The sequence below is a fragment of the Hyphomonas adhaerens MHS-3 genome, assembly GCF_000685235.1.
GTDB classification, from domain to species: Bacteria; Pseudomonadota; Alphaproteobacteria; order Caulobacterales; family Hyphomonadaceae; genus Hyphomonas; species Hyphomonas adhaerens.
The window spans coordinates 558,992-577,631 of the sequence record NZ_ARYH01000001.1; the positions used below are offsets into that span (position 1 = coordinate 558,992).

Genomic DNA, 18,640 nt, shown 5'->3' on the forward strand with positions numbered 1-18,640 from the left:
TTGTGCAGTGGCCGGCTACGCCGCCATGTGATCGCAAGCCCCGCTCTTGCCGGGGATGTCCATCACGCCTACATCCACCTCTGAAGCATTTTGAAGAAAGGCGGATTTTTATGAGTGTCGTTGTGCCAGAACAGGCTGGAATGACCACGTAACCTGACGCCTCTCACGAGGAGGGCAGACCGGCGCAGCCAGTGGCTGCGCGTGTCAGGATTTACCGCATCACATCCAGCCATGTAGCTGGCGCCCATCGCGGCGCCTGTTGATATTGCGCGCCGCTGACTAGCCGCGCGCAGGATGACTGGTGAACCACAATGACTTTCCAATCCGCAGATCTGGCCGCGCTTGGCTGGACCCCCTTCTTCAACGCCCAAACCACATTCGACGAATTGTCCGCCTTGTGCCCGGTCCGTGTCATGGCGGTCCATCGCGGCCAGCTGGCCGTCCTGGGCGACGGTGTCGATGCGTCGATCCCCTCGCACATGCCCGATGCCCAATCCGAGGAAGACTATCCGACGGTCGGCGACTGGCTGCTGATCGACCGCGAAACCCTGCGCCCCATCCGCTTGCTTGAACGGACCAGCCTGTTCAAGCGGCGGGCCCCCGGTACGGGGCGCAAGCTCCAGCTGATCGCGGCAAATGTGGACACGCTGTTCATTGTCTCGTCGTGCAACCAGGACTTCAATCTGGCCCGGATCGAACGCTATCTGGTGCTGGCAAAGGAGGCCGGCGTTCAGCCGGTGGTCGTCCTGACCAAGAGCGACCTGGCACCGGCGCCGGAGGATTTCGCCGCCGAAGCCCGCCGCCTTCAGCCCGGCCTTCTGGTGGAGACGGTCAATGCGCTCGAGCCGGACAGCCTTGGCCCGGTACGGGCCTGGTGCGGCAAAGGCCAGACCGTCGCCCTCATGGGCTCGTCCGGCGTGGGGAAATCGACGCTCATCAACACCCTGACGGGCGCGGCGGCCGCCACGCAATCAATCCGCGACGACGACGCCAAGGGCCGGCACACGACAACCGGCCGCGCCCTGCATCGCCTTCATGAGGGGGGCTGGCTGATCGACACGCCCGGAATGCGGGAACTGCAGCTGACGGATGCGTCTGCCGGCATTGACGATGTCTTTGAAGACATCGCCGGGCTGGCGCACACCTGCCGGTTCTCGGACTGCGCACATGAGAGCGAACCCGGCTGCGCCGTGCAGGCCGCGATCGACGCGGGCACGCTGGACGCGCAACGGCTCGGCCGCTGGCGCAAGCTCGTGGCCGAAGAAGCGTTCAATTCGCAGACGCTTGCCCAGCGGCGCGCCAGCGACAAGGCCTTCGGCAAGATGGTGCGCTCGACCGTGCAGCATAAGCGGAAAGGTGACTGGAAGTAGGTGCCGCCGCCTGGGGCTAGCCCAGCGGATGCACGAGGTGCGGCAAAGTCCGGCCCGGAATGGAGCCGGATTTGACCGTGCCGCTGCGCACGGCGCCGAGACCTTCGTAGAAACCGGCGGCGTCAGGGTCTGAATCGATCAGCAGATTCCTGGCGCCGTTTTCCCGCGCGACCCGGCAGGCCCAGACATAGAGCAGCTTGCCCGTCCCCTCGCCCAGCCGGTCAGGCTCCACGAACAGCTTCTCCAGCACGGCATCCTCGCCCTGTTTGGACAGCTGCACGACGCCCGCCACGCCCCGCTTGTCCTCGGCCAGCATGATCGCATCATCGGCCAGATCCTGCGGGGTAACGGTCAATTCGCCCTCAAAGGCTTTCAGCATGTCGCCGGAATAGCCCCAATGCGCCTTGGAGCGCAGGCAGAGGCCGGACAGGGCGGCGAGTTCATCGGATTTCGGTTCGCGCAGAATCATGGGGGCAATCTAACGCAATTGTGCGGTGACGCTAGGCAAGGGCTTGCAGGCCGGGCCGTTCCCGCCTTCTCTGCCCACAGGAGGAAACAAATATGAGCGCAAAGCCCGTCCAGACCCGCATCACCGAAATGCTGGGCATCGAAAAACCGATCATCCAGGCCGCCATGGGCTGGATCGCCCGGTCGCACCTGTCTTCCGCAGTCTCAAACGCGGGCGGCATGGGCATTATCGAAACCTCGTCCGGCGATCTCGATGCCGTGCGCGAAGAGATCAAGAAGATGAAAACGCTGACGGACAAGCCGTTCGGCGTGAACGTGGCGCAGGCCTTTGTCCGCGATCCGGACATCGTCCAGTTCGTCATCGATCAGGGCATCAAATTCGTCACCACATCGGCCGGCGACCCGATGAAATATACCAGCATGCTGAAAGAGGCGGGCCTGACCGTGTTCCACGTGGTGCCGTCGCTTCAGGGCGCGATGCGGGCGATCGAGGCAGGCGTCGATGGGCTGATCGTGGAGGGCGGCGAAGGCGGCGGCTTCAAGAACCCGAAGGATGTCGCCAGCATGGTGCTGATCCCGCAGGTCTGCGAGGCCGTGGACGTGCCGGTCGTGGCGGCCGGCGGCATCATGGACGGGCGCACCATGGCGGCGGCCTTCTGCCTCGGCGCGGAAGGCGTGCTGATGGGCACGCGCATCCTCTCCTCCGAAGAGAGCCCGGTGCACCAGAACTGGAAGGACGCGATTGTTGGCGCCGATTCCACCGACACGGTGTTCCTGAACCGCACCGGCCCCGGCCCGGCCCTGCGCGCATTGCGCACGGAGCGGACGGACCGCATCCAGAAGGAAGGCGTCGACAATATCTTCGGCGAATTTGCCGGAACGCAGGACGTTTATTTCGGCGGCAATCTTGAAGCCGGTATCGCGCTGACCGGGCAGGTCGCGGGCCGCATCAAGGAGGTGAAACCGATTGCGCAGATTTTCGAGGAAACGATCGCAGAATATCACCGCGTCGTGGATGCCCTGCCCCGCTAAGGGGCCCTGAACCGAGGGGGCCTAAGCCTAGGGGGCTTGCAGGTCGCTGACCCAGTGGATCTCCGGATCCTCCAGCGAATGCATGCCCTTCAGCTCAAAGACGTTCCGGTATCCATAGCCGTATAAATTGATGAAGGTCGGCACGTTGAGGGCCAGCGGCGCGCTCTTCAGCACGACGGGGGCGACATCGTCTTCGAAATTATTGTTGCAGTAGATCAGGATGCGCGTGTCCTTTGACGGGATCGCGGCGGCGAGCTTCTCATCGGTGAAGTCGGAGAAGTTCACATTGATCGCGCCGTCTATGTGGCCCATGGCGAAGGCTTCGGCGCTGCGGGAATCGAGTATGATCGTATCGGGATCGTCTTTCATCTCGTTGAAATCCACGAGAGAGACGAGATGCTGCTGGCGGTAGGCCGCCACTTCTTCGGAGACCCCGAGGAAGCCGTCATAGTCGATGAAGGAGTCGCGTTCCGGCGCGTCAGGCACCTGCGCACTGGCCGCAAGGCCGCAGCCGATAAAGGTTGCAATTGTCAGGATGCCGATGACGGTGTTCCGTTTCACGCCCATGACGTGTCTCCCAATACCTGTTTTGTGAACCATCGCTCGCAATTGAGGCAGGAAAATGGGCATGACAGGCCCGTCATGGGGAGATTTCGGTCTCTCAGGCCCGTGGATGCGCCGATGCGTGCACTTCGCGAAGGCGGCTGGCATCGACGCCGGTATAGACCTGCGTGGTCGACAGCGAGGCGTGTCCGAGCAGCGTCTGGATGGCACGGAGGTCTGCCCCCGCCGCCAGCAGGTGCGTCGCAAAAGCGTGGCGCAGGGCGTGCGGCGTCGCCGTGTCTGGCAGCCCCAGCAGGCCGCGCAGGCGCTGCACCAGTCCCTGGATCAGGCGCGGGTTCAGCGCGCCGCCCTTCGCGCCCCGGAACAGGGGCTGCGTCCGTGTCAGGGCGTAAGGGCACTGTTCCGCATAGAAATTGATGGCGTCGCGCACGGCGGGAATCAGCGGCACGATCCGCACCTTGCCGCCCTTTCCGGTGATCCGCAGGCGTTCGGGCGCCGGGACGTCCGCCCCGGTCAGGCTGAGCGCTTCGGAAATACGAAGTCCCGCGCCATAGAGCAGCGACAGCACGGCCGCATCGCGGGCATTGATCCACGGCGCGACATCCGGATCGTCGGCGGCCTCGTTGATCATGTCCTTCGCGGCTTCGGCAGACACCGGGCGCGGCAACCGCGCCGGGCGCTTCGGCCCCTGCAGATAGGCCACTTCCGCATTCTCGATGTCGAACGCCCGGTTCAGCCAGCGGTACAGCGCCTTGATCGAGGACAGTAGTCGGGCGACCGAAGCGTCCGACAGGCCATCGCGGCGGCGCTGGGCAATATGGGCACGGATATCCCGCGCCTTCAGCTCACCCAGCAGCTTCGGGGTCGGCTCCTCCCCCATATGATGGCGCAGGAAATTGAAAAATTCCGCGAGGTCTGACCGGTAGGCGTCCACCGTCTTTGCTGCCATGCGGCGTTCATTGGCGAGATAGTCGACGAAGGCGGGCAGGGTTTCCATCCATCCAGTCTGCCATGGGCGCCTTAAGGAGACGTTTTTGACCGGCACAGTCGCAATCAGGCCGGGTTGCCCCTATCTTTTGCCGGAACGACAGGCAGGAGGATGCATCATGGACTATGTGAATTTCGGAAATACGGGCCTGAAAGTCTCCCGCCTCTGCCTCGGCTGCATGAGTTTCGGCGAGCCGGACCGGGGCCAGCACCCCTGGTCTCTGACCGAAGACGCAAGCCGCCCGCTGATCCGCCGAGCCGTGGAACTCGGCTTCAATTTCTTCGACACAGCGAACATGTATTCCGGCGGATCCTCCGAGGAGATTATCGGCCGGGCGCTGAAGGATTTCGCCTATCGGGACGAGATCGTGATTGCCACCAAGGCCCACTTCCCCTGGCGCCTTGCGCCGAACACGATGGGCCTGTCGCGCAAATCCCTGTTCGCCGCCATTGATGACAGCCTTTCCCGCCTCGGCACGGATTATGTGGATCTCTTCCAGATTCACCGTTTCGACCCGACAACGCCCATCGAGGAAACGATGGAGGCGCTGCACGACATCGTGAAAGCCGGCAAGGCGCGCTATATCGGCGCCTCCTCCATGTGGGCCTGGCAGTTCCAGAAGATGCAGGTGACAGCGAAGGCGAACGGTTGGACACAATTTGTCAGCATGCAGAACTATGTAAACCTGCTCTATCGCGAGGAAGAGCGCGAGATGCTGCCCTATTGCGCGTCCGAAGGCGTCGCCGTCATGCCGTGGAGCCCGCTCGCCCGCGGGCGCCTGACGCGCGACTGGGATGAGACGACCGAACGGTCCGAGACCGACCGCGTGCAGGGCCTGCTCTACACAAAGGCTGTCGAGGCCGACAAGAAGGTTGTGGAAACGGTGGCCGGGATCGCGAAGGAACGCGGCGTGCCGCGTGCGCAGGTCGCCATGGCCTGGCTGCTGCACAAGCCCGTCATCACCTCCCCCATCATCGGCGCCACGAAGATGGGCCACCTAGAGGATGCCGTTGCGGCGACGGAGCTGAAACTCAGCGATGAGGAAATCGCGCGGCTGGAGGCACCTTATGTGCCGCACGAAGTCGTCGGCCTCGAAATGGCACCGCCCTTCGATGTGAAGGTCAGCCTGAAGGGCTGAGCCTCTAAGGCGCGTTACCTTCCCAGTCGACGATCCACTCTTCCCAGTCTTCGAGGTCTTCGTCGAAGACCGTGTCTTCGGACACGGTCCGGCCCCGGACGGAGTTCCCGGTGGTGTGCACGCGGTTCCTGTCGCCGCAGACAAGATAGTGCCAGTCCGGCAAATCCTTGCCTTCCAGCACGAGGCGGTAGGCGCAGGTGCGCGGCATCCATTTGATCTCCGCCACTTTCTGCGGGGTCAGGATCACGCAATCCTCGACGATCTTCTTGCGGTTCTCATAGTCCATGCAGGCGCAGGCCTGCCCGTCCAGCAAACGGCAATGCAGTTTCGTGTAGGCGATCTCGCCCGTGTCCTCGTCTTCCAGTTTCAAAAGACAGCACTTGGCGCAGCCGTCGCAAAGCGACTCCCACTCCTCCGGCGACATCTGTTCCAGCGTCTTCTGCTTCCAGAACGGCGTGCTCATGCCTGCGCGGCCGACCATTCGGGTGTCTTTTCGATCAGCGCGGTCGCAAACCAGCAGCTGGACGAGACGGTTTCACCGCTGGCGATCACATCGGCCATGGCCGCTTCGACGAGGCGCTTGCCAAGACCACGGCCGCCGAGCGGCCCCGGCACGATCGTGTGCGTAATGTGAACCTGGCCAGCGCTCGGGCGCTCATAAGTGAGATAGGCCTCAATACCGTTCTCGAAATATGAGTATCGCATCATGTTTTGGTCGTGGGTGATCTCGCTCATGCCAGAATGTCCTGCCATTCCTTGTGTTTCTCGATCTGCGCCTTCGCAAAGGGGCAGAGGGGGATGATCTTCAGGCCCGCCGCGCGGGCGTCTTCAACGGCGCGCTGCACAAGTGCCACGCCCACGCCGCGCCCGCCAAGTGCTTTCGGCACACCGGTATGGTCGATGATGATGCGGGATGTGCCTGCCTTCGAATAGGTCATCTCGGCTTCATGGCCGTCGACGACGGTGACATAGCGCCCGCCTGTTTCTCCGTCTTCTTTCCGGATGTCGAACGCGTCCATGCTCGTCTCCTGCTTCACGGCTCATACCTGGCTCTATCTGGGAAGCGAAGGCCTTCCAGGCAAGCGAAAGCCGCCCGGGATCTCCGGACGGCTTGCTGGCTTGTCTGGGCGTTCTTACGACGCCTTGTCGACAGCATCCTTCGCATCGCCGACTTTATCGCGGACTTCGCCTTCGGCCTTGTCCATCTTGCCTTTCATTTCCAGGCTCTTGTCGCCGACGGCCTTGCCGGTCGCTTCCTTGAGCGTCCCTTCGGCCTTCTTGGCGGCGCCTTTCACATGTTCCTTGTCCATAATGCGTCTCCTTTGGTCTGCCGCGTTTGTGCGGTCACTCAATCAACGTGCGGGGACCGCAAAAGGTCCGAGATTCTTTCAGATTGTTCGAAAGACCTGCGCCGCCCCCTGTTCAATACGCGCGCGCGAGGCTAGGCCACCTGCCCATGAGCCGCCTGCTGACACAGCCCGAAATCGACTGGAAGGAAGACGGCACGCCGGTCGCCCGGGCCGCTGGCGATGTCTACTTCACCGCCGGGGACGGGTTGGCCGAAACACGGGCGGTTTTCCTTGCCGGATGCGGCCTGCCGGAGGGCTGGAGCGGGCGCGAAAGCTTCACGATCGCGGAAACCGGCTTCGGCACGGGGCTGAACTTCCTTGCGGCGTGGGATCTCTGGCGCCAGACCCGGCCGTCTCCGACGGCTTTCCTGCATTTTGTGAGCTATGAGGGCTTTCCGCTGGCCCGTGAGGACGCCGCACGCGCCCTGTCGGCCTGGCCGGAGCTGGCAGGCCTGTCAGACCGGCTGATCGCGGTCTGGCCCGGCCCTGTACGCGGCGTACGCCATTTTATCTGGCCCGAAGACGGGGTGTCGCTCACCCTCCACCTCGCTGATATTGCAGAGTCTTTTCCAGACAGCGTTTACCATGCCGATGCCTGGTTTCTCGACGGGTTCAGCCCCGCGAAGAATGAAGCCATGTGGGCGCCGGACCTGTTCAAATGGGTAAGTGAACGCAGCGTTCCGGGTGCGCCGGCCGCCACCTTCACCGTGGCAGGCGCCGTGCGGCGTGGATTGGCGGACGCAGGCTTTTCCGTGGCCAAAGCGCCCGGGCATGGCCGTAAACGGGAGCGGCTGGAGGCACGCCTCGCCACCCCGCCCGCGCCCGAACCGGATGTTTTCGGCCTCAGCCGCCCCCTGCCCCGGGCAAACCGCGTCGCCATTCTCGGCGCAGGCATCGCCGGGGCGAGCGCGGCCCACGCCCTGAAACAGCTGGGCGCCGAGCCGGTCATTTTCGATCCGGCAGATGGCCCGGCCAGCGGCGGCAGCGGAAATCCGATGGGCCTTGTGATGCCGCGCCTCGATGCCGGCGACACGGCGCAGGCCCGCCTGCTGGTCGACGCCTATCTCGCGGCCCGGCAGACCTATCGCGGCCGTCCCGGCGTGACCGAAACCGACGTGCGGCAAGTGCCGAAGGATGACGCGGAAACGGCCCGGTTTGAAAAACTGCTGGCCGACCCGCCCCTGCCGCTCGAAGATCTGGAAGCGCTGGCCGGGGGCGGCCTGTTGCACAAGCGGGCCCTGATCGTCGAACCGGCAAAACTGCTCCCGTCCCTGCTGGCCGGGGTGGAACAGCACTATGGCGCGCGGCCGGATGTGGATCTTGCCAGCCGCACAGTGAATGGCCGGGCGTTCGATGCGATTGTCCTCGCCAATGGCATGGCGGCCGGGGCGCTGTTGCCCTGGCTGGGCCTTGAGGCCCGCATGGGCCAGGTCGACTTCACCGACGGACCGGCGGGCGCCCCGCCTTTCGCCATGGCGAGCGGCACATATGCCCTTGCCTGCGGGACGCGCCGCCTCTGGGGCGCAACCTTCGACAAGGTCGCGCCAGAGACCACACCATTCACATCGGATGCGGCCCGCGAAGAAAACCTGAAAGGCGTCGAGGCGCTCTCGCCCTACTGGATCCGCGACACACGGAGCACCGACATCGCCTCCCGCGCCAGCCTGCGGGCCACGACGGCCGACCGCCTGCCGCTGATCGGCGCGGCCCCCGATCATGACGCCTTTCTCGAAACCTTTGCCGGAATGCGAAAAGGGCGCCCGGCCGATGCGGACGCCCCATTGCTGGATCGAGTTTTTGTTTCATCCGGCTTTGGCGCCCGCGGGTTCACCTGGGGGCCCTGGGCCGGGTCGGTGCTCGCCGCCCGCCTCTGCGGCGCCCCTGCCCCGGCCAGCCGGTCCGCGCTGGAGGCCGTGGCCCCGGCGCGCCTGCTGTTGCGTGCGCTAAAACGAGGTCGCGCGTAAGGCGTCAGCCGTGCGGATCACCGCCAGGCGAAGGCCGCCATCCTCATGCGGAGTGAAGGACAGTTCCAGCCCCGCCATCTGGAAAGCCATATGGCCCTGCATCAGTGAAAACCCGACCATTGCGACTACGACAATCAGCGTCACCGCGAAGATCAGCCAGTTGTTCGTCAGAAAGGTCCCCTTGCTCATTGTTCCGTTCCTTTACCGGAGTCTGTCAGTTGATATTGCCGCCGTTCGTTATTGGTATGCGGATCAGTTATTGCCCTGTTCGAGATCCCGGAATTCCTTGCGCAGGCGCCATTCGTCTGACGTGACCTTGCGCTCGATATCCCGAAGACGTTCGTCGAGGTCCATGAAGGTGTATTTGAGATTGCCGAATGTGACGCGCGGGCGATCGGAGACGTTACGCCAGAAGGCGTCTTCATCCGGCGAGATCGCCGCGCGGCCAAAAGGGGTGCGCGGCGTGATCATCCAGATGGTCACATAGGCGATCAGCGCGAGCGGTCCCATCACGAAGAAGAAGGCCAGCACGGCCAGGACACGGACCAGGATCGGCTCCCAGCCAAAACGTTCGGCGAGACCACCGCAGACACCGGCGATGACCTTGTCTTCGCGGGAGCGGTAGAAACGCTTGGGATTGGGAGAGCCATAGTTCCGGTCTTCGCCGTGGACGGCATCGCGGTATGGGCGGGAATGGCGGGGCATTGATTTTTCCTTAGTCGTCAAAAGTGGGGCGGGAGCGGCGGGGCGGCGGACGGGTTTCCTCCGCATCCCCTGCTTCGAGCAGGCGTTCCAGCGTTTCGATCCGGCGTTCCATCGCCTTGGCCGAACGCCAGAGGTCTTCCATTATCCGCTCATCGTCAGGCATCAGGGTCTTCTGCTTCCGCCACTGCGTGATGTAGTGAAACATCACGGCGGGAAAGCCGATGAAGATGATGCTGACGATGGCAATGGCGAAAACTTCCTCAGGCATCAGGCGACCTCATTCTTCTTGGCGCGGCGGTCTTCAAGTTCCAGCGCGACCAGTCCGGGTGTGCAGACCACCGTCAGGAAGCCGGCAAGGCAGGCGAGCGAAAACAGCATGTGATCAGCCCTCCGACTTCTTGGATGAAGACTTGGTCCGCTTTGCCTTCAGCGCGGCGAGTTCCTTCTCGATGCTTTCGTCCTGCTCAAGCGCAGCGAACTGGGCTTCAAGAGTCGGCTCGGAACCGCGGATCTGGTCAGCATAGGCTTCCATCTCGTCGACCTTGCGCTCGATATTGCCGTAGCGGGCAAGCGCTTCGTCGACCCGGCCGTCATAGACCTGGCTGCGGACGCGGATCCGCTGTTCAGCGGCTTCGCGGCGCATCATCAGGGCACGATGCTTGGCTTTGGCCTCGTCCAGCTTGGCCTGAAGTTTCGACAGGTCGTCCTGGCGCTTTTCGAAAGCTTCCTCGGCTGCGGCCATCGCATTCTTGCGGCGGTCGATTTCAGCGTCGGCTTTCTGCTTGGCGACCAGCGCGCCGCGGGCAAGGTCTTCACGGCCCTTGTCGATGGCGAGTTCGGCCTTGGCGGCCCAGTCGTCACGGACGGTGGTGAAGTGGGTGATATCGCGTTCCATTTCCTTCTTGTCGGCCATGGCACGGGCAGCCGCGGTACGGACCTCGACCAGCGTGTCTTCCATTTCCTGAATGATCAGGCGCGCGATTTTTTCGGGGTTCTCGGCATTGTCGAGCATCGAATTGATATTCGAGTTGATGATGTCACCGAGGCGGGAGAACAGACCCATTTTGGTGTCCTTTCGTGTCAGGGGAGGATTAGAAGAAGAAACCGCCGAGGAAGACACCCGCGGCAAAGAACATCCATGTCTCTGCGGATCGGGTCGACAGCCACCGGCCAAAACGGCCTGTGTCCGATCGGGCTTCTGTGCGGGTGTAACGGTCTTCCATTTTCTGTTTCGTCCTTCTGGTTTCGAGCAACGCCCGTCGCTCTGAGCCCTTCTGTCATTTCAAGGACCGTGCCAAACCAAAATTAATTTTGTAGTGCGTTGTATTTTATGGGTAAAAAATAATTTCGGACGATACTACAAAATCAATTTTGGTCTTTTCCACTAATTTTTTAGTCGATTTGCAATTTTGATTTCGTTATATTGACCGCATGATTGGTGAAAACACACAACTCATCGGGGAGGCTCCGGCCTGGCTCAGCGCGCAGGAACATGTTTCCCGCGTCGCGACGCTGGACCGGCCGATCCTGGTGATCGGGGAACGCGGCACCGGCAAGGAACTGATCGGAGAGCGCCTGCACTTCCTGTCGAAGCGCTGGGAAGGCCCCTTCATCAAGGTGAACTGTGCGGCGCTGTCGGAAACGCTGCTCGATTCCGAACTCTTCGGGCACGAACGCGGGGCCTTCACCGGCGCGACGGAACAGCGGAAGGGCCGCTTCGAACTCGCCGATGGCGGCACCATCTTCCTCGACGAAATCGCCACGGCCTCCCAGCAGGTTCAGGAAAAACTGCTGCGGGTGGTGGAGTATGGGGAATTCCAGCGCCTCGGTGGCTCGCGCGTACTGACGACGAATGTGCGCATCATCGCCGCCACAAACGCCGACCTGCCGGCCATGGCAGACGCCGGGGAGTTCAGGTCAGACCTGCTCGACCGGCTCGCCTTCGATGTGATCACCCTGCCCCCGCTGCGCGCCCGGCGGGGGGATGCCAGCCTGCTGGCGGATCATTTCGCCCGGCGGATGGCCATCGAAATGGGTCAGGACTTTCCCGGTTTCGCCCCCTCAGCCATTGCCGCAATTGAGGCCCATGACTGGCCGGGCAATGTGCGGGAGTTGCGCAATTTCGCCCAGCGTCTCACGCATCGGTCCATGGTGATGACCCCGGGCGAACCGGTCGTTTTCGACCCGGCCGCGCTGGACCCGTTCGACTCTCCCTGGCGCCCCCGGACATCTCCCGGCAAGCCGGCCCCGGCCCCGCACCCCGTCTCTGCACCAGAACATGTTCCCGGGCGGATCGATCCGTCGGTGACGGCCGATTTCCAGGCACAGGTCGCGGCGTTTGAAATGCGGCTGATCGATGAAGCGCTCAGCTGGGCCAAAGGCCATCAGGGCCAGGCAGCCGATGCCCTCGGCCTGACTTACCACCAGTTCCGGGGCCTTCTGAAAAAGCATGATTACGGAAAGAAGCCCGGCAAACCGAAGGACGATGAGGAAGGCACGCCCTTAAACGGCCCCCCGCGCCCGGCCATGTAAGTTTAAAACCCACAGAGCTCCCGCAGCTCGCCAATCAACTGGGCGTAATCAATCGGCTTGGTCAGCACCGAACGATCCGAGTACTTCTCCTGCAGTTGATAGGTGTCGTTTCCCGACAGGAAAATGAAGGGTTTGCCTTCGGCCTGAAGGCGCTGAGCGATCGGGAGCGACGTGGACCCGCGGATATTCATGTCCAGAATGGCCGCGCAAACCGGGGTCTTGTCCAGAACCGACATGGCCTCCTCCACGCTGGCAACCGGATCGAGCACGTTGTACCCGGCCTCCTGAAGGCGCATCTGCACATCCAGCGCAATCAGGAACTCGTCTTCGACGAGGAGAATTGCACAACCGCCAGAAGTCATCACAGAGCTCTTTTCCGAAACCGGAACTGCGCCCAAAGGCCTTCCGGGCGATACTCGATTTCCGCTTCCCCGCCAAGAGAATGCGTCAAACTCTGCTCGATCAGCACACTGCCGAATCCGCGGCGCGTCGGCGGCGCCACCGGCGGCCCGCCCGTCTCCACCCAGGTCAGGATCGCACTGAGCCTGTCCCGGTCCGAGCCACGTTTCCAGCTGATGTCGAGCCGTCCCCGCTCCGTCGACAGCGCACCGTATTTGGCGGCATTGGTGGCCAGTTCGTGCAGGATCAGACCGAAAGTATGGGCCGCTTCAGGCCCAAGAACCAGGGGCGGGCCGGACATTGTCACTTGCCGTTCCAGCCCGCCGCGGGCGTAGGGCAACACCTGGTCGCGCACCAGCTGGGAGATATCGGCATCACTGCGCGTCGTATCGACCAGCAGGTCGTGACATTTCGAAATGGCCATGAGCCGGCCCACAAACGTATCCCGGAAAGATTCAAGGTCCGAGGCCTCCCGCAGGGTATGCGAAGCGATGGTCTGCACAGTGGCCAGCGAGTTTTTCACCCGATGGCTGAGCTCTCCCACCAGCATTTCCCGGTGCTGCTCGGCCTTCTTGCGATCGGAGATGTCGAACCCGGATGCGACGACATGGGTGACCAGGCCATCTTCATCAACAACCGGGGCAAGCATGTTCGCCACGAAAATCCGTTCGTCTCCCGATACCCTGACAGTTGTATCATGGCGCACGCGCGCGCCCTGGGCGGCCTTCAGGACACTCCGCCGCAATTCCTCACGGGCGTCGGCATCATGCGACCACCAGTACGTGTCCCAGAAATGTTTTCCGATGACATCGGATGCCGACAGGTTTGCTGTCGCCAGGACAGACTCGTTGACGTCAATCACAATGCCGTCCGGTGTCAGCAGGGTCACGAAGGAGATCAGGCTGTTGAGAATGGCGCGTGCCCGCTCTTCCTGCTCCCGAAGTTTTTCCTCTGACTGCTTCTGGCTTGTCATATCCTTGTACGAGATCGCTATGCCGTCATCGACTTTTGCCGCTGTGACATAGTACCAGGCCGGTCTCCGCTCCCCCGGATAAAAGAACTCCCCCTGCCAGGGATTTCCCGTTTCCACGACATCGATATATTTGTCGAATACGCCAGTCGACTTCAGCGCAGACCATTCAGCCAGCATGGTCGATTGCTTGAGCTCCTCCTCGCTGAGACCCGACCATTTTTGCGCCGCGGGGTTGGCGTAGACAAACCGGAAATCCGAGATCTCGCCGGATGAATTGCGGATACTGTGGAAAATCGTAAATCCGTCCGGCGCCGTCTGGTGAAACGCCCGGAGACGCGCCTCGTTTTCCTTCAGCCTGAGTTCGGCCGCCTTGGCGTCGCTGATGTCAGAGAACGCAACGGCGAACCCGTCATCGACCTTGACGATCGAATACCGGAACCAGCGGAGGGAACCGTCGCGGAACGGAAACTCCAGTTCACCTTGCCCGGTGCGTCCTGTTTCGACGACGTCGCAATACATGTCGAACAGGCCGAACGCCACACTGTTGGAATCCCGCTCCAGCATCCTGTAGCCGGGGATTTCGTCCGGCCCGATGGATAAAATCTTCTGGGCCGCGGGGTTCCCGTATTCGCAATAGAAGTCTTCGATCGCTCCAGCTTCATTCCGTATGCTGCTGAAAATCATGAACCCGTCCGGCATGGTCTGCTGGACCGCCCTGAAACGCGCCTCGCTTTCCCGCAGCTGCGCTTCAGACTTTTTCGCATCACTGATGTCCGAAAAAGCGACGGCGAAGCCGTCATCAACTTTCACAACCGAATAGCGGAACCAGTTGGTAGAGCCATCCTGAAAAGGAAAATTGAGCTCCCCTTGCGCCGTTTGTCCCGTATCCACGACATCGCAATAGATGTCGAACAATCCGGCATCAACGTTCAGGGAATTCCGCACCAGCATTCGGTGGCCTGACATTTCCTCCGGTTCGATCGACAATAGCTGGCCGGCCGCCGGGTTTCCGTAGTCGCAAATAAAATCCTCTATCTGGCCCGCTTCATTCCGCATGCTTCTGAAGAGCATAAAACCGTCCGGCATGGTCTGCTGGACAGCGCGGAAGCGCGTCTCGCTCTCCGTCAGATCGCGGCGCATCTGCCTTTTCTCAGTGATGTCGTCGATGACCGAAATCATGTAGTCGACTTCACCTTTCTGGTTGCGCACGCAGGCAACGGACAGGTTCGCCCAGACGATATGGCCATCCTTGTGAATATAGCGCTTTTCCACCTGCATCGAACTGCGCTGGTCGGCGAACATTTCCTCCATCATGTCGAGGCCCGCCGGAAGGTCGTCCGGGTACGTCAATGACTGGAAATCAAGATGCCGCAATTCTTCTTCGGAATAGCCAAGGATCTCGCAAACCTTCCGGTTCACATTCAGCCACCTCCCGTTCGGAGCGACCTGAGCCATACCGATGGCGGCATTCTCAAAGGTTGCCCGAAAGCGCTCTTCGCTTCTGAGCAGCGCTTCGTCCTTGCGCTTGTCGCTGGTGATGTCTTCGATCACCGAGATGAAATAGTCGACGTCGCGATTTACTGCGCGCACGCAGCCGACTGTCAGTTTGACCCAGACAAGGCTGCCGTCCTTCCTGAAATAGCGCTTCTCCATGGAGTAGTTGTCGCGCCTGCCTTCGACGGCATCCTGCAGGAGCTCAAGGTCGATATCCAGATCGTCGGGATGCGTGAGGTCCTGAAAGGTGAGCTGCATCAGCTCGTCAGGCGTATACCCGACGATATCGCATACCTTTTGGTTCACCCTCAGCCAATTTCCGTCCGGGCCGATAAGCGCCATGCCGACGGCCGCATTTTCGAATGTCGCCCGGAACCGGGCCTCGCTGTCCGCGAGCGCCTGGGACGTTTTATGCTTTTCCGTGATGTCGCTGATGATGGCGACGAAATGATCGACCCCGCCATTCGCATTACGTGCGCAGCCAACCGTCAGGATCGCCCAGACAATGCTGCCATCCTTGTGAATGTAGCGCTTGTTCAGCTGGAAAGAGCGCCGCTTCCCGGCAAGCATCTCCCGAAACAGCATGACCTGCAGCTCGACTTCATCGGCATCGGTGATCGCATCGGTGTGCACGCCGGCCAGCTCTTCCGGCGTGTAGCCCAGCATCTCGGCAAACCGCAGATTGCACCGCAGGATGGTGCCCTCGGCATCGATATGCGCAATCCCGACCGCCCCATAAGCCGACGGATCAGTCATCCCCTCCCCATCCAGTGGAGGCAGGGACGCGTCATCGATCCGCTTGGCGGTGACCCTGTTCATGAAGATCTACACTTAATCTGAATTGCTTGACCCGGCACCAATTGTCTTGTCCCGAATGGTGAGATGTCCCGGCGCACCTGTCAAACAGGGAAATGGGGCTCCGCCTCCACGCCTGATACGCGAGTGGATGGAAAGTAACGCCGCACCCTCTTTTGCTGACGAAAGTCTTGCCCATCTCTTCTGTAGGAGTCGCATCACGCGATGTTCTGGGCCATAATGGCCAGCTAAAAGAAGGAGACCGCTCGTGCAGATACAGATTACTGGCAAGCATATGGATCTCGGTGACGCTCTTCGGGGCCGGATCGAAACAGGGCTCGAAGCAGCGGTCAGTAAGTATTTCAATCGAACCGGCGACGCCCGCGTCTTCGTATCCCAGCAAGGCCCGTTTGTGGAAGTGGACTGCAACGTCCACCTGCCTTCCGGCATCATCCTGCAATCGACCGGCAAGGCGGGCGACCCGTACGCGGCGCTGGAAGACAGCCTCGACAAGATGGAAAAGCGCGTGCGCCGCTACAAGCGCCGCCTGAAGGACCATCATGCCGGCAATACGACCCTGCCATCCGAGCCTGCCGCCGAATCTGTCATCCACGTCAACGGATACGATTCCGAAGCCGACGAAGAACTGCCCGAGGCCTCTGACGACACCCCGCTGACCGTCGCGGAAACGGCCGTTCACATCCGGACGATGAGCGTTTCTGAGGCAGTGATGCAGCTGGAGCTGCAGGAAGTTCCGGCACTCATGTTCAGAAATGCTGGCCATGATCGTCTTAATATGGTGTACCGCCGACCGGACGGGCACATTGGTTGGGTGGATCCAGCAGACGCCTCAAGAAACTGAGGCGGCCAACGGAAGCGAGTTACATGGCGACCGATCTGAGTTCCCTGCTTGAAGGCGGGGTTATCCTGCCGTCGTTTAACGCGACGAGCCGAAAACAGGCGATTCACGCTCTGGCAGAAGGCCTGGCCGAAGCAACCGGCCTCGGTGCGCGCCAGATCGAGGATGCCGTGATGGAACGCGAACGGCTGGGATCAACTGGCGTCGGTGAAGGCGTTGCGATCCCGCACGCCCGCGTCGACGGGCTTGAAAAGCCGGTTGGCGGCTTCCTGCGGCTCGATGAAGGCGTCGATTTCGAGGCCATCGACGAGCGCCCCTGTGACCTGATCTTCATGCTGCTGGCCCCGAAAACCGCTGGAGCGGACCATCTTCGGGCACTGGCCCAGGTCTCACGCGTTTTCCGTCAGGGCGCCGTTCGCGATGCCCTGCGCGAGGCACGCACGGAAGAAGACGTCCGCGCCGTGGTCTGCCGGGAAGCGGCCGAACCTTCGGTCTGACACGGCCTGACCTCCGAAATAAAAAAGCCCGCCGGACACTTCCAGCGGGCTTTTTTGTGCCCTCGGCCTGCCTGCGGGCTCCGCCGACTGTTGAGTATTTCTGAAGCGTTCATCTGCCACATTGCAATCATGACGTGCGATAGTATCTGCCGCTGACTGATATCGATAAGGGGTCTGCCATGTCCGCTGACGCGACCGGAGCCGCCACTGGGGCAGCTCGTGTGAATCCGAATGCGCCGACGGAGGAAACCGTCCTTTCGGTCGAACACTACACCGACCGGCTGTTCCGTTTCCGTATTACCCGCCCGCGCAGTTTCCGTTTCCGTTCAGGCGAATTCGTAATGATCGGCCTGCCCAAGGAAGACGGGCGTCCCCTGTTGCGCGCCTATTCGATCGCCTCCCCCGCCTGGGACGAGGAACTCGAGTTTTACTCCATCAAGGTGCCGGACGGCCCGCTGACCTCCCGGCTCTGCCATATCCAGCCGGGCGACAAGGTGCTGCTGGGCAAAAAACCGACCGGGACGCTGGTGCTGGACGCTCTCCTGCCAGGCAAGCGGCTCTACATGTTTTCTACAGGGACGGGATTTGCGCCGTTCGCGAGCCTGGTGCGCGACCCCGAGACTTATGAGCGATATGACGAGGTAATTGTCACCCATACGTGCCGGGAAGTGGCAGAACTGACTTATTCTCACAATTTGGTGGCCGATTTGATTAACGACCCTCTCGTAGGGGAAATGGTGGAAGGAAAGCTCCGCCTTTACACGTCCTGCACGCGGGAACCGCACGAACATCAGGGCCGCATCACGGATCTGATAGGTTCCGGAAAACTCTTTGAAGATCTGGGTGTTACGCCGCTCGACCCTACCACGGACCGGGGCATGATCTGCGGCTCAATGGAGATGATCCAGGACACCAAGGCCCGCATGATCAAGGCCGGTCTGACAGAGGGTTCGAACGCCGCACCCGCTGAATTCGTTATAGAAAAGGCATTTGCGGGTTAGCCATAGCCGTGGCATTTAATCGGCCTCTTTAGCTGGGAGGCTGATTATGACGCGCAAGCTGACAGGCGCCGTCGTAGGAATCGTGCTGGCCATGTTGGTCGTTGCCCTCGTTCAGACGGTGGGCCACTTCCTGTTTCCGGAACCCGAACTACCGGCAAATCCTTCCCCACAACAGCTCCGCGACGCGGTTGCCGCCGCCCCGGTCGGGGCGAAGGCCATGGTGGTGCTTTCCTGGTTCCTGGGCGCACTGGTTGGCGTCTGGGCCGCGCTGCGCATCTCCAACGGGGCCCGCCGCTCCGCCCTCGTGGTCGCCGGCGCTGTCCTGTTGCTGACCATTGCCGTGCTCCTGTCGGTCACCCACCCGACCTGGATGGTCGCTGGCGGCCTGCTGGTCCCGATCATCGCGACCTTCCTGGCCACACGGATCGTGCCGTTCGCCGAAGCCTGACCGGAACGGCCGTTGCCTCTCGACGCGGTTTAACCATACGGCTAGCTTCTTCCCGTGTGGGAGG

General features: G+C 61.8%; 21 protein-coding genes and 1 pseudogene. 9 read left to right on the plus strand and 13 right to left on the minus strand.

Annotated elements, in window-relative coordinates; translation table 11 throughout:
• Positions 1-311 precede the first annotated feature (311 nt).
• Positions 312-1,370 (plus strand): ribosome small subunit-dependent GTPase A, encoded by a 1,059-nt coding sequence (gene rsgA, locus HAD_RS02685; protein WP_035569290.1) that lies wholly within the window; start codon positions 312-314, stop codon positions 1,368-1,370.
• A gap of 16 nt (positions 1,371-1,386) precedes the next feature.
• Here the strand turns inward: rsgA and HAD_RS02690 are convergent, their stop codons facing one another.
• A complete protein-coding gene (locus HAD_RS02690) occupies positions 1,387-1,839 on the minus strand; it encodes a GNAT family N-acetyltransferase (RefSeq protein WP_035569292.1) in 453 nt (150 codons plus the stop codon).
• A 77-nt stretch (positions 1,840-1,916) separates the two neighbouring features.
• Here HAD_RS02690 and HAD_RS02695 point away from each other — a divergent pair.
• Positions 1,917-2,870, plus strand: a pseudogene (locus HAD_RS02695) (NAD(P)H-dependent flavin oxidoreductase); the annotation flags it as partial.
• A 27-nt stretch (positions 2,871-2,897) separates the two neighbouring features.
• Here the strand turns inward: HAD_RS02695 and HAD_RS02700 are convergent.
• Together HAD_RS02700 and HAD_RS02705 are read right to left on the minus strand one after the other, a co-directional pair.
• Positions 2,898-3,437 carry a rhodanese-like domain-containing protein gene (locus tag HAD_RS02700; RefSeq protein ID WP_084331746.1) on the minus strand — a complete coding sequence of 180 codons (540 nt, stop codon included), beginning with the start codon at positions 3,435-3,437 and terminating at the stop codon, positions 2,898-2,900.
• A 94-nt stretch (positions 3,438-3,531) separates the two neighbouring features.
• Positions 3,532-4,431 (minus strand): tyrosine recombinase XerC, encoded by a 900-nt coding sequence (locus tag HAD_RS02705; protein WP_035569294.1) that lies wholly within the window; start codon positions 4,429-4,431, stop codon positions 3,532-3,534.
• A 109-nt stretch (positions 4,432-4,540) separates the two neighbouring features.
• On the opposite strand from HAD_RS02705, the gene HAD_RS02710 reads away from it, so the two are divergent.
• Positions 4,541-5,560: an aldo/keto reductase gene (locus HAD_RS02710; protein WP_035569296.1), complete on the plus strand. Its 1,020-nt coding sequence runs from the start codon at positions 4,541-4,543 to the stop codon at positions 5,558-5,560.
• A gap of 4 nt (positions 5,561-5,564) precedes the next feature.
• Here the strand turns inward: HAD_RS02710 and HAD_RS02715 are convergent, their stop codons facing one another.
• The 4 genes from HAD_RS02715 to HAD_RS18310 all read right to left on the minus strand — a co-directional run bounded on the left by HAD_RS02715 (position 5,565) and on the right by HAD_RS18310 (position 6,870).
• Positions 5,565-6,023 carry a YcgN family cysteine cluster protein gene (locus HAD_RS02715; RefSeq protein WP_035571502.1) on the minus strand — a complete coding sequence of 153 codons (459 nt, stop codon included), beginning with the start codon at positions 6,021-6,023 and terminating at the stop codon, positions 5,565-5,567.
• The gene (locus tag HAD_RS02720; protein WP_035569298.1) at positions 6,020-6,295 is read right to left on the minus strand and encodes a GNAT family N-acetyltransferase; all 276 of its coding nucleotides are present in this window, start codon (positions 6,293-6,295) and stop codon (positions 6,020-6,022) included. The genes HAD_RS02715 and HAD_RS02720 overlap by 4 nt, the downstream gene beginning before the upstream one ends.
• On the minus strand, positions 6,292-6,579 hold the full coding sequence (locus tag HAD_RS02725) for a GNAT family N-acetyltransferase (RefSeq protein WP_035569300.1): 288 nt from the start codon (positions 6,577-6,579) through the stop codon (positions 6,292-6,294). Before HAD_RS02725 ends, HAD_RS02720 begins: the two co-directional genes overlap by 4 nt.
• A 114-nt stretch (positions 6,580-6,693) precedes the next feature.
• Positions 6,694-6,870, minus strand: coding sequence for a CsbD family protein (locus HAD_RS18310; protein WP_084331748.1), 177 nt, complete (start codon positions 6,868-6,870; stop codon positions 6,694-6,696).
• A 146-nt stretch (positions 6,871-7,016) separates the two neighbouring features.
• On the opposite strand from HAD_RS18310, the gene mnmC1 reads away from it, so the two are divergent.
• Positions 7,017-8,873, plus strand: a complete 1,857-nt coding sequence (gene mnmC1 / locus HAD_RS02730) for an FAD-dependent 5-carboxymethylaminomethyl-2-thiouridine(34) oxidoreductase MnmC1 (protein ID WP_035569302.1) — start codon at positions 7,017-7,019, stop codon at positions 8,871-8,873.
• On the opposite strand, the gene HAD_RS02735 is transcribed toward mnmC1, so the two are convergent.
• The 4 genes from HAD_RS02735 to pspA form a co-directional block, all read right to left on the minus strand.
• Positions 8,853-9,062 carry a hypothetical protein gene (locus HAD_RS02735; protein WP_035569304.1) on the minus strand — a complete coding sequence of 70 codons (210 nt, stop codon included), beginning with the start codon at positions 9,060-9,062 and terminating at the stop codon, positions 8,853-8,855. The genes mnmC1 and HAD_RS02735 overlap by 21 nt on opposite strands.
• Positions 9,063-9,125: 63 nt before the next feature.
• A complete protein-coding gene (gene pspC / locus HAD_RS02740) occupies positions 9,126-9,578 on the minus strand; it encodes an envelope stress response membrane protein PspC (protein ID WP_035569306.1) in 453 nt (150 codons plus the stop codon).
• A 10-nt stretch (positions 9,579-9,588) separates the two neighbouring features.
• The gene (gene pspB / locus HAD_RS02745) at positions 9,589-9,846 is read right to left on the minus strand and encodes an envelope stress response membrane protein PspB (protein ID WP_035569308.1); all 258 of its coding nucleotides are present in this window, start codon (positions 9,844-9,846) and stop codon (positions 9,589-9,591) included.
• Positions 9,847-9,960: 114 nt separating this feature from the next.
• Entirely contained in the window at positions 9,961-10,641 is a 681-nt protein-coding gene (pspA, locus tag HAD_RS02750) for a phage shock protein PspA (RefSeq protein ID WP_035569310.1), read from the minus strand.
• 368 nt (positions 10,642-11,009) lie between these two features.
• Between pspA and pspF the strand changes: the two genes are divergently transcribed.
• Positions 11,010-12,110, plus strand: coding sequence for a phage shock protein operon transcriptional activator (gene pspF, locus HAD_RS02755; protein ID WP_051595874.1), 1,101 nt, complete (start codon positions 11,010-11,012; stop codon positions 12,108-12,110).
• Between the two features lie 2 nt (positions 12,111-12,112).
• On the opposite strand, the gene HAD_RS02760 is transcribed toward pspF, so the two are convergent.
• Together HAD_RS02760 and HAD_RS17735 are read right to left on the minus strand one after the other, a co-directional pair.
• A complete protein-coding gene (locus HAD_RS02760; protein ID WP_035569312.1) occupies positions 12,113-12,472 on the minus strand; it encodes a response regulator in 360 nt (119 codons plus the stop codon).
• The gene (locus tag HAD_RS17735) at positions 12,472-15,795 is read right to left on the minus strand and encodes a PAS domain S-box protein (protein WP_051595875.1); all 3,324 of its coding nucleotides are present in this window, start codon (positions 15,793-15,795) and stop codon (positions 12,472-12,474) included. Before HAD_RS17735 ends, HAD_RS02760 begins: the two co-directional genes overlap by 1 nt.
• Positions 15,796-16,039: 244 nt before the next feature.
• Here HAD_RS17735 and hpf point away from each other — a divergent pair, with 244 nt between their 5' ends.
• From hpf to HAD_RS18655, 4 genes are all read left to right on the plus strand, one after another.
• Complete coding sequence (hpf, locus tag HAD_RS02770) at positions 16,040-16,633, plus strand: ribosome hibernation-promoting factor, HPF/YfiA family (protein WP_035569314.1); 594 nt, start codon at positions 16,040-16,042, stop codon at positions 16,631-16,633.
• 23 nt (positions 16,634-16,656) lie between these two features.
• Positions 16,657-17,127, plus strand: coding sequence for a PTS sugar transporter subunit IIA (locus HAD_RS02775; RefSeq protein WP_035569316.1), 471 nt, complete (start codon positions 16,657-16,659; stop codon positions 17,125-17,127).
• Between the two features lie 179 nt (positions 17,128-17,306).
• Positions 17,307-18,128, plus strand: a complete 822-nt coding sequence (locus HAD_RS02780) for a ferredoxin--NADP reductase (RefSeq protein WP_035569317.1) — start codon at positions 17,307-17,309, stop codon at positions 18,126-18,128.
• A gap of 46 nt (positions 18,129-18,174) precedes the next feature.
• On the plus strand, positions 18,175-18,576 hold the full coding sequence (locus HAD_RS18655; protein ID WP_035569318.1) for a hypothetical protein: 402 nt from the start codon (positions 18,175-18,177) through the stop codon (positions 18,574-18,576).
• The last annotated feature ends 64 nt before the right edge of the window (positions 18,577-18,640 follow it).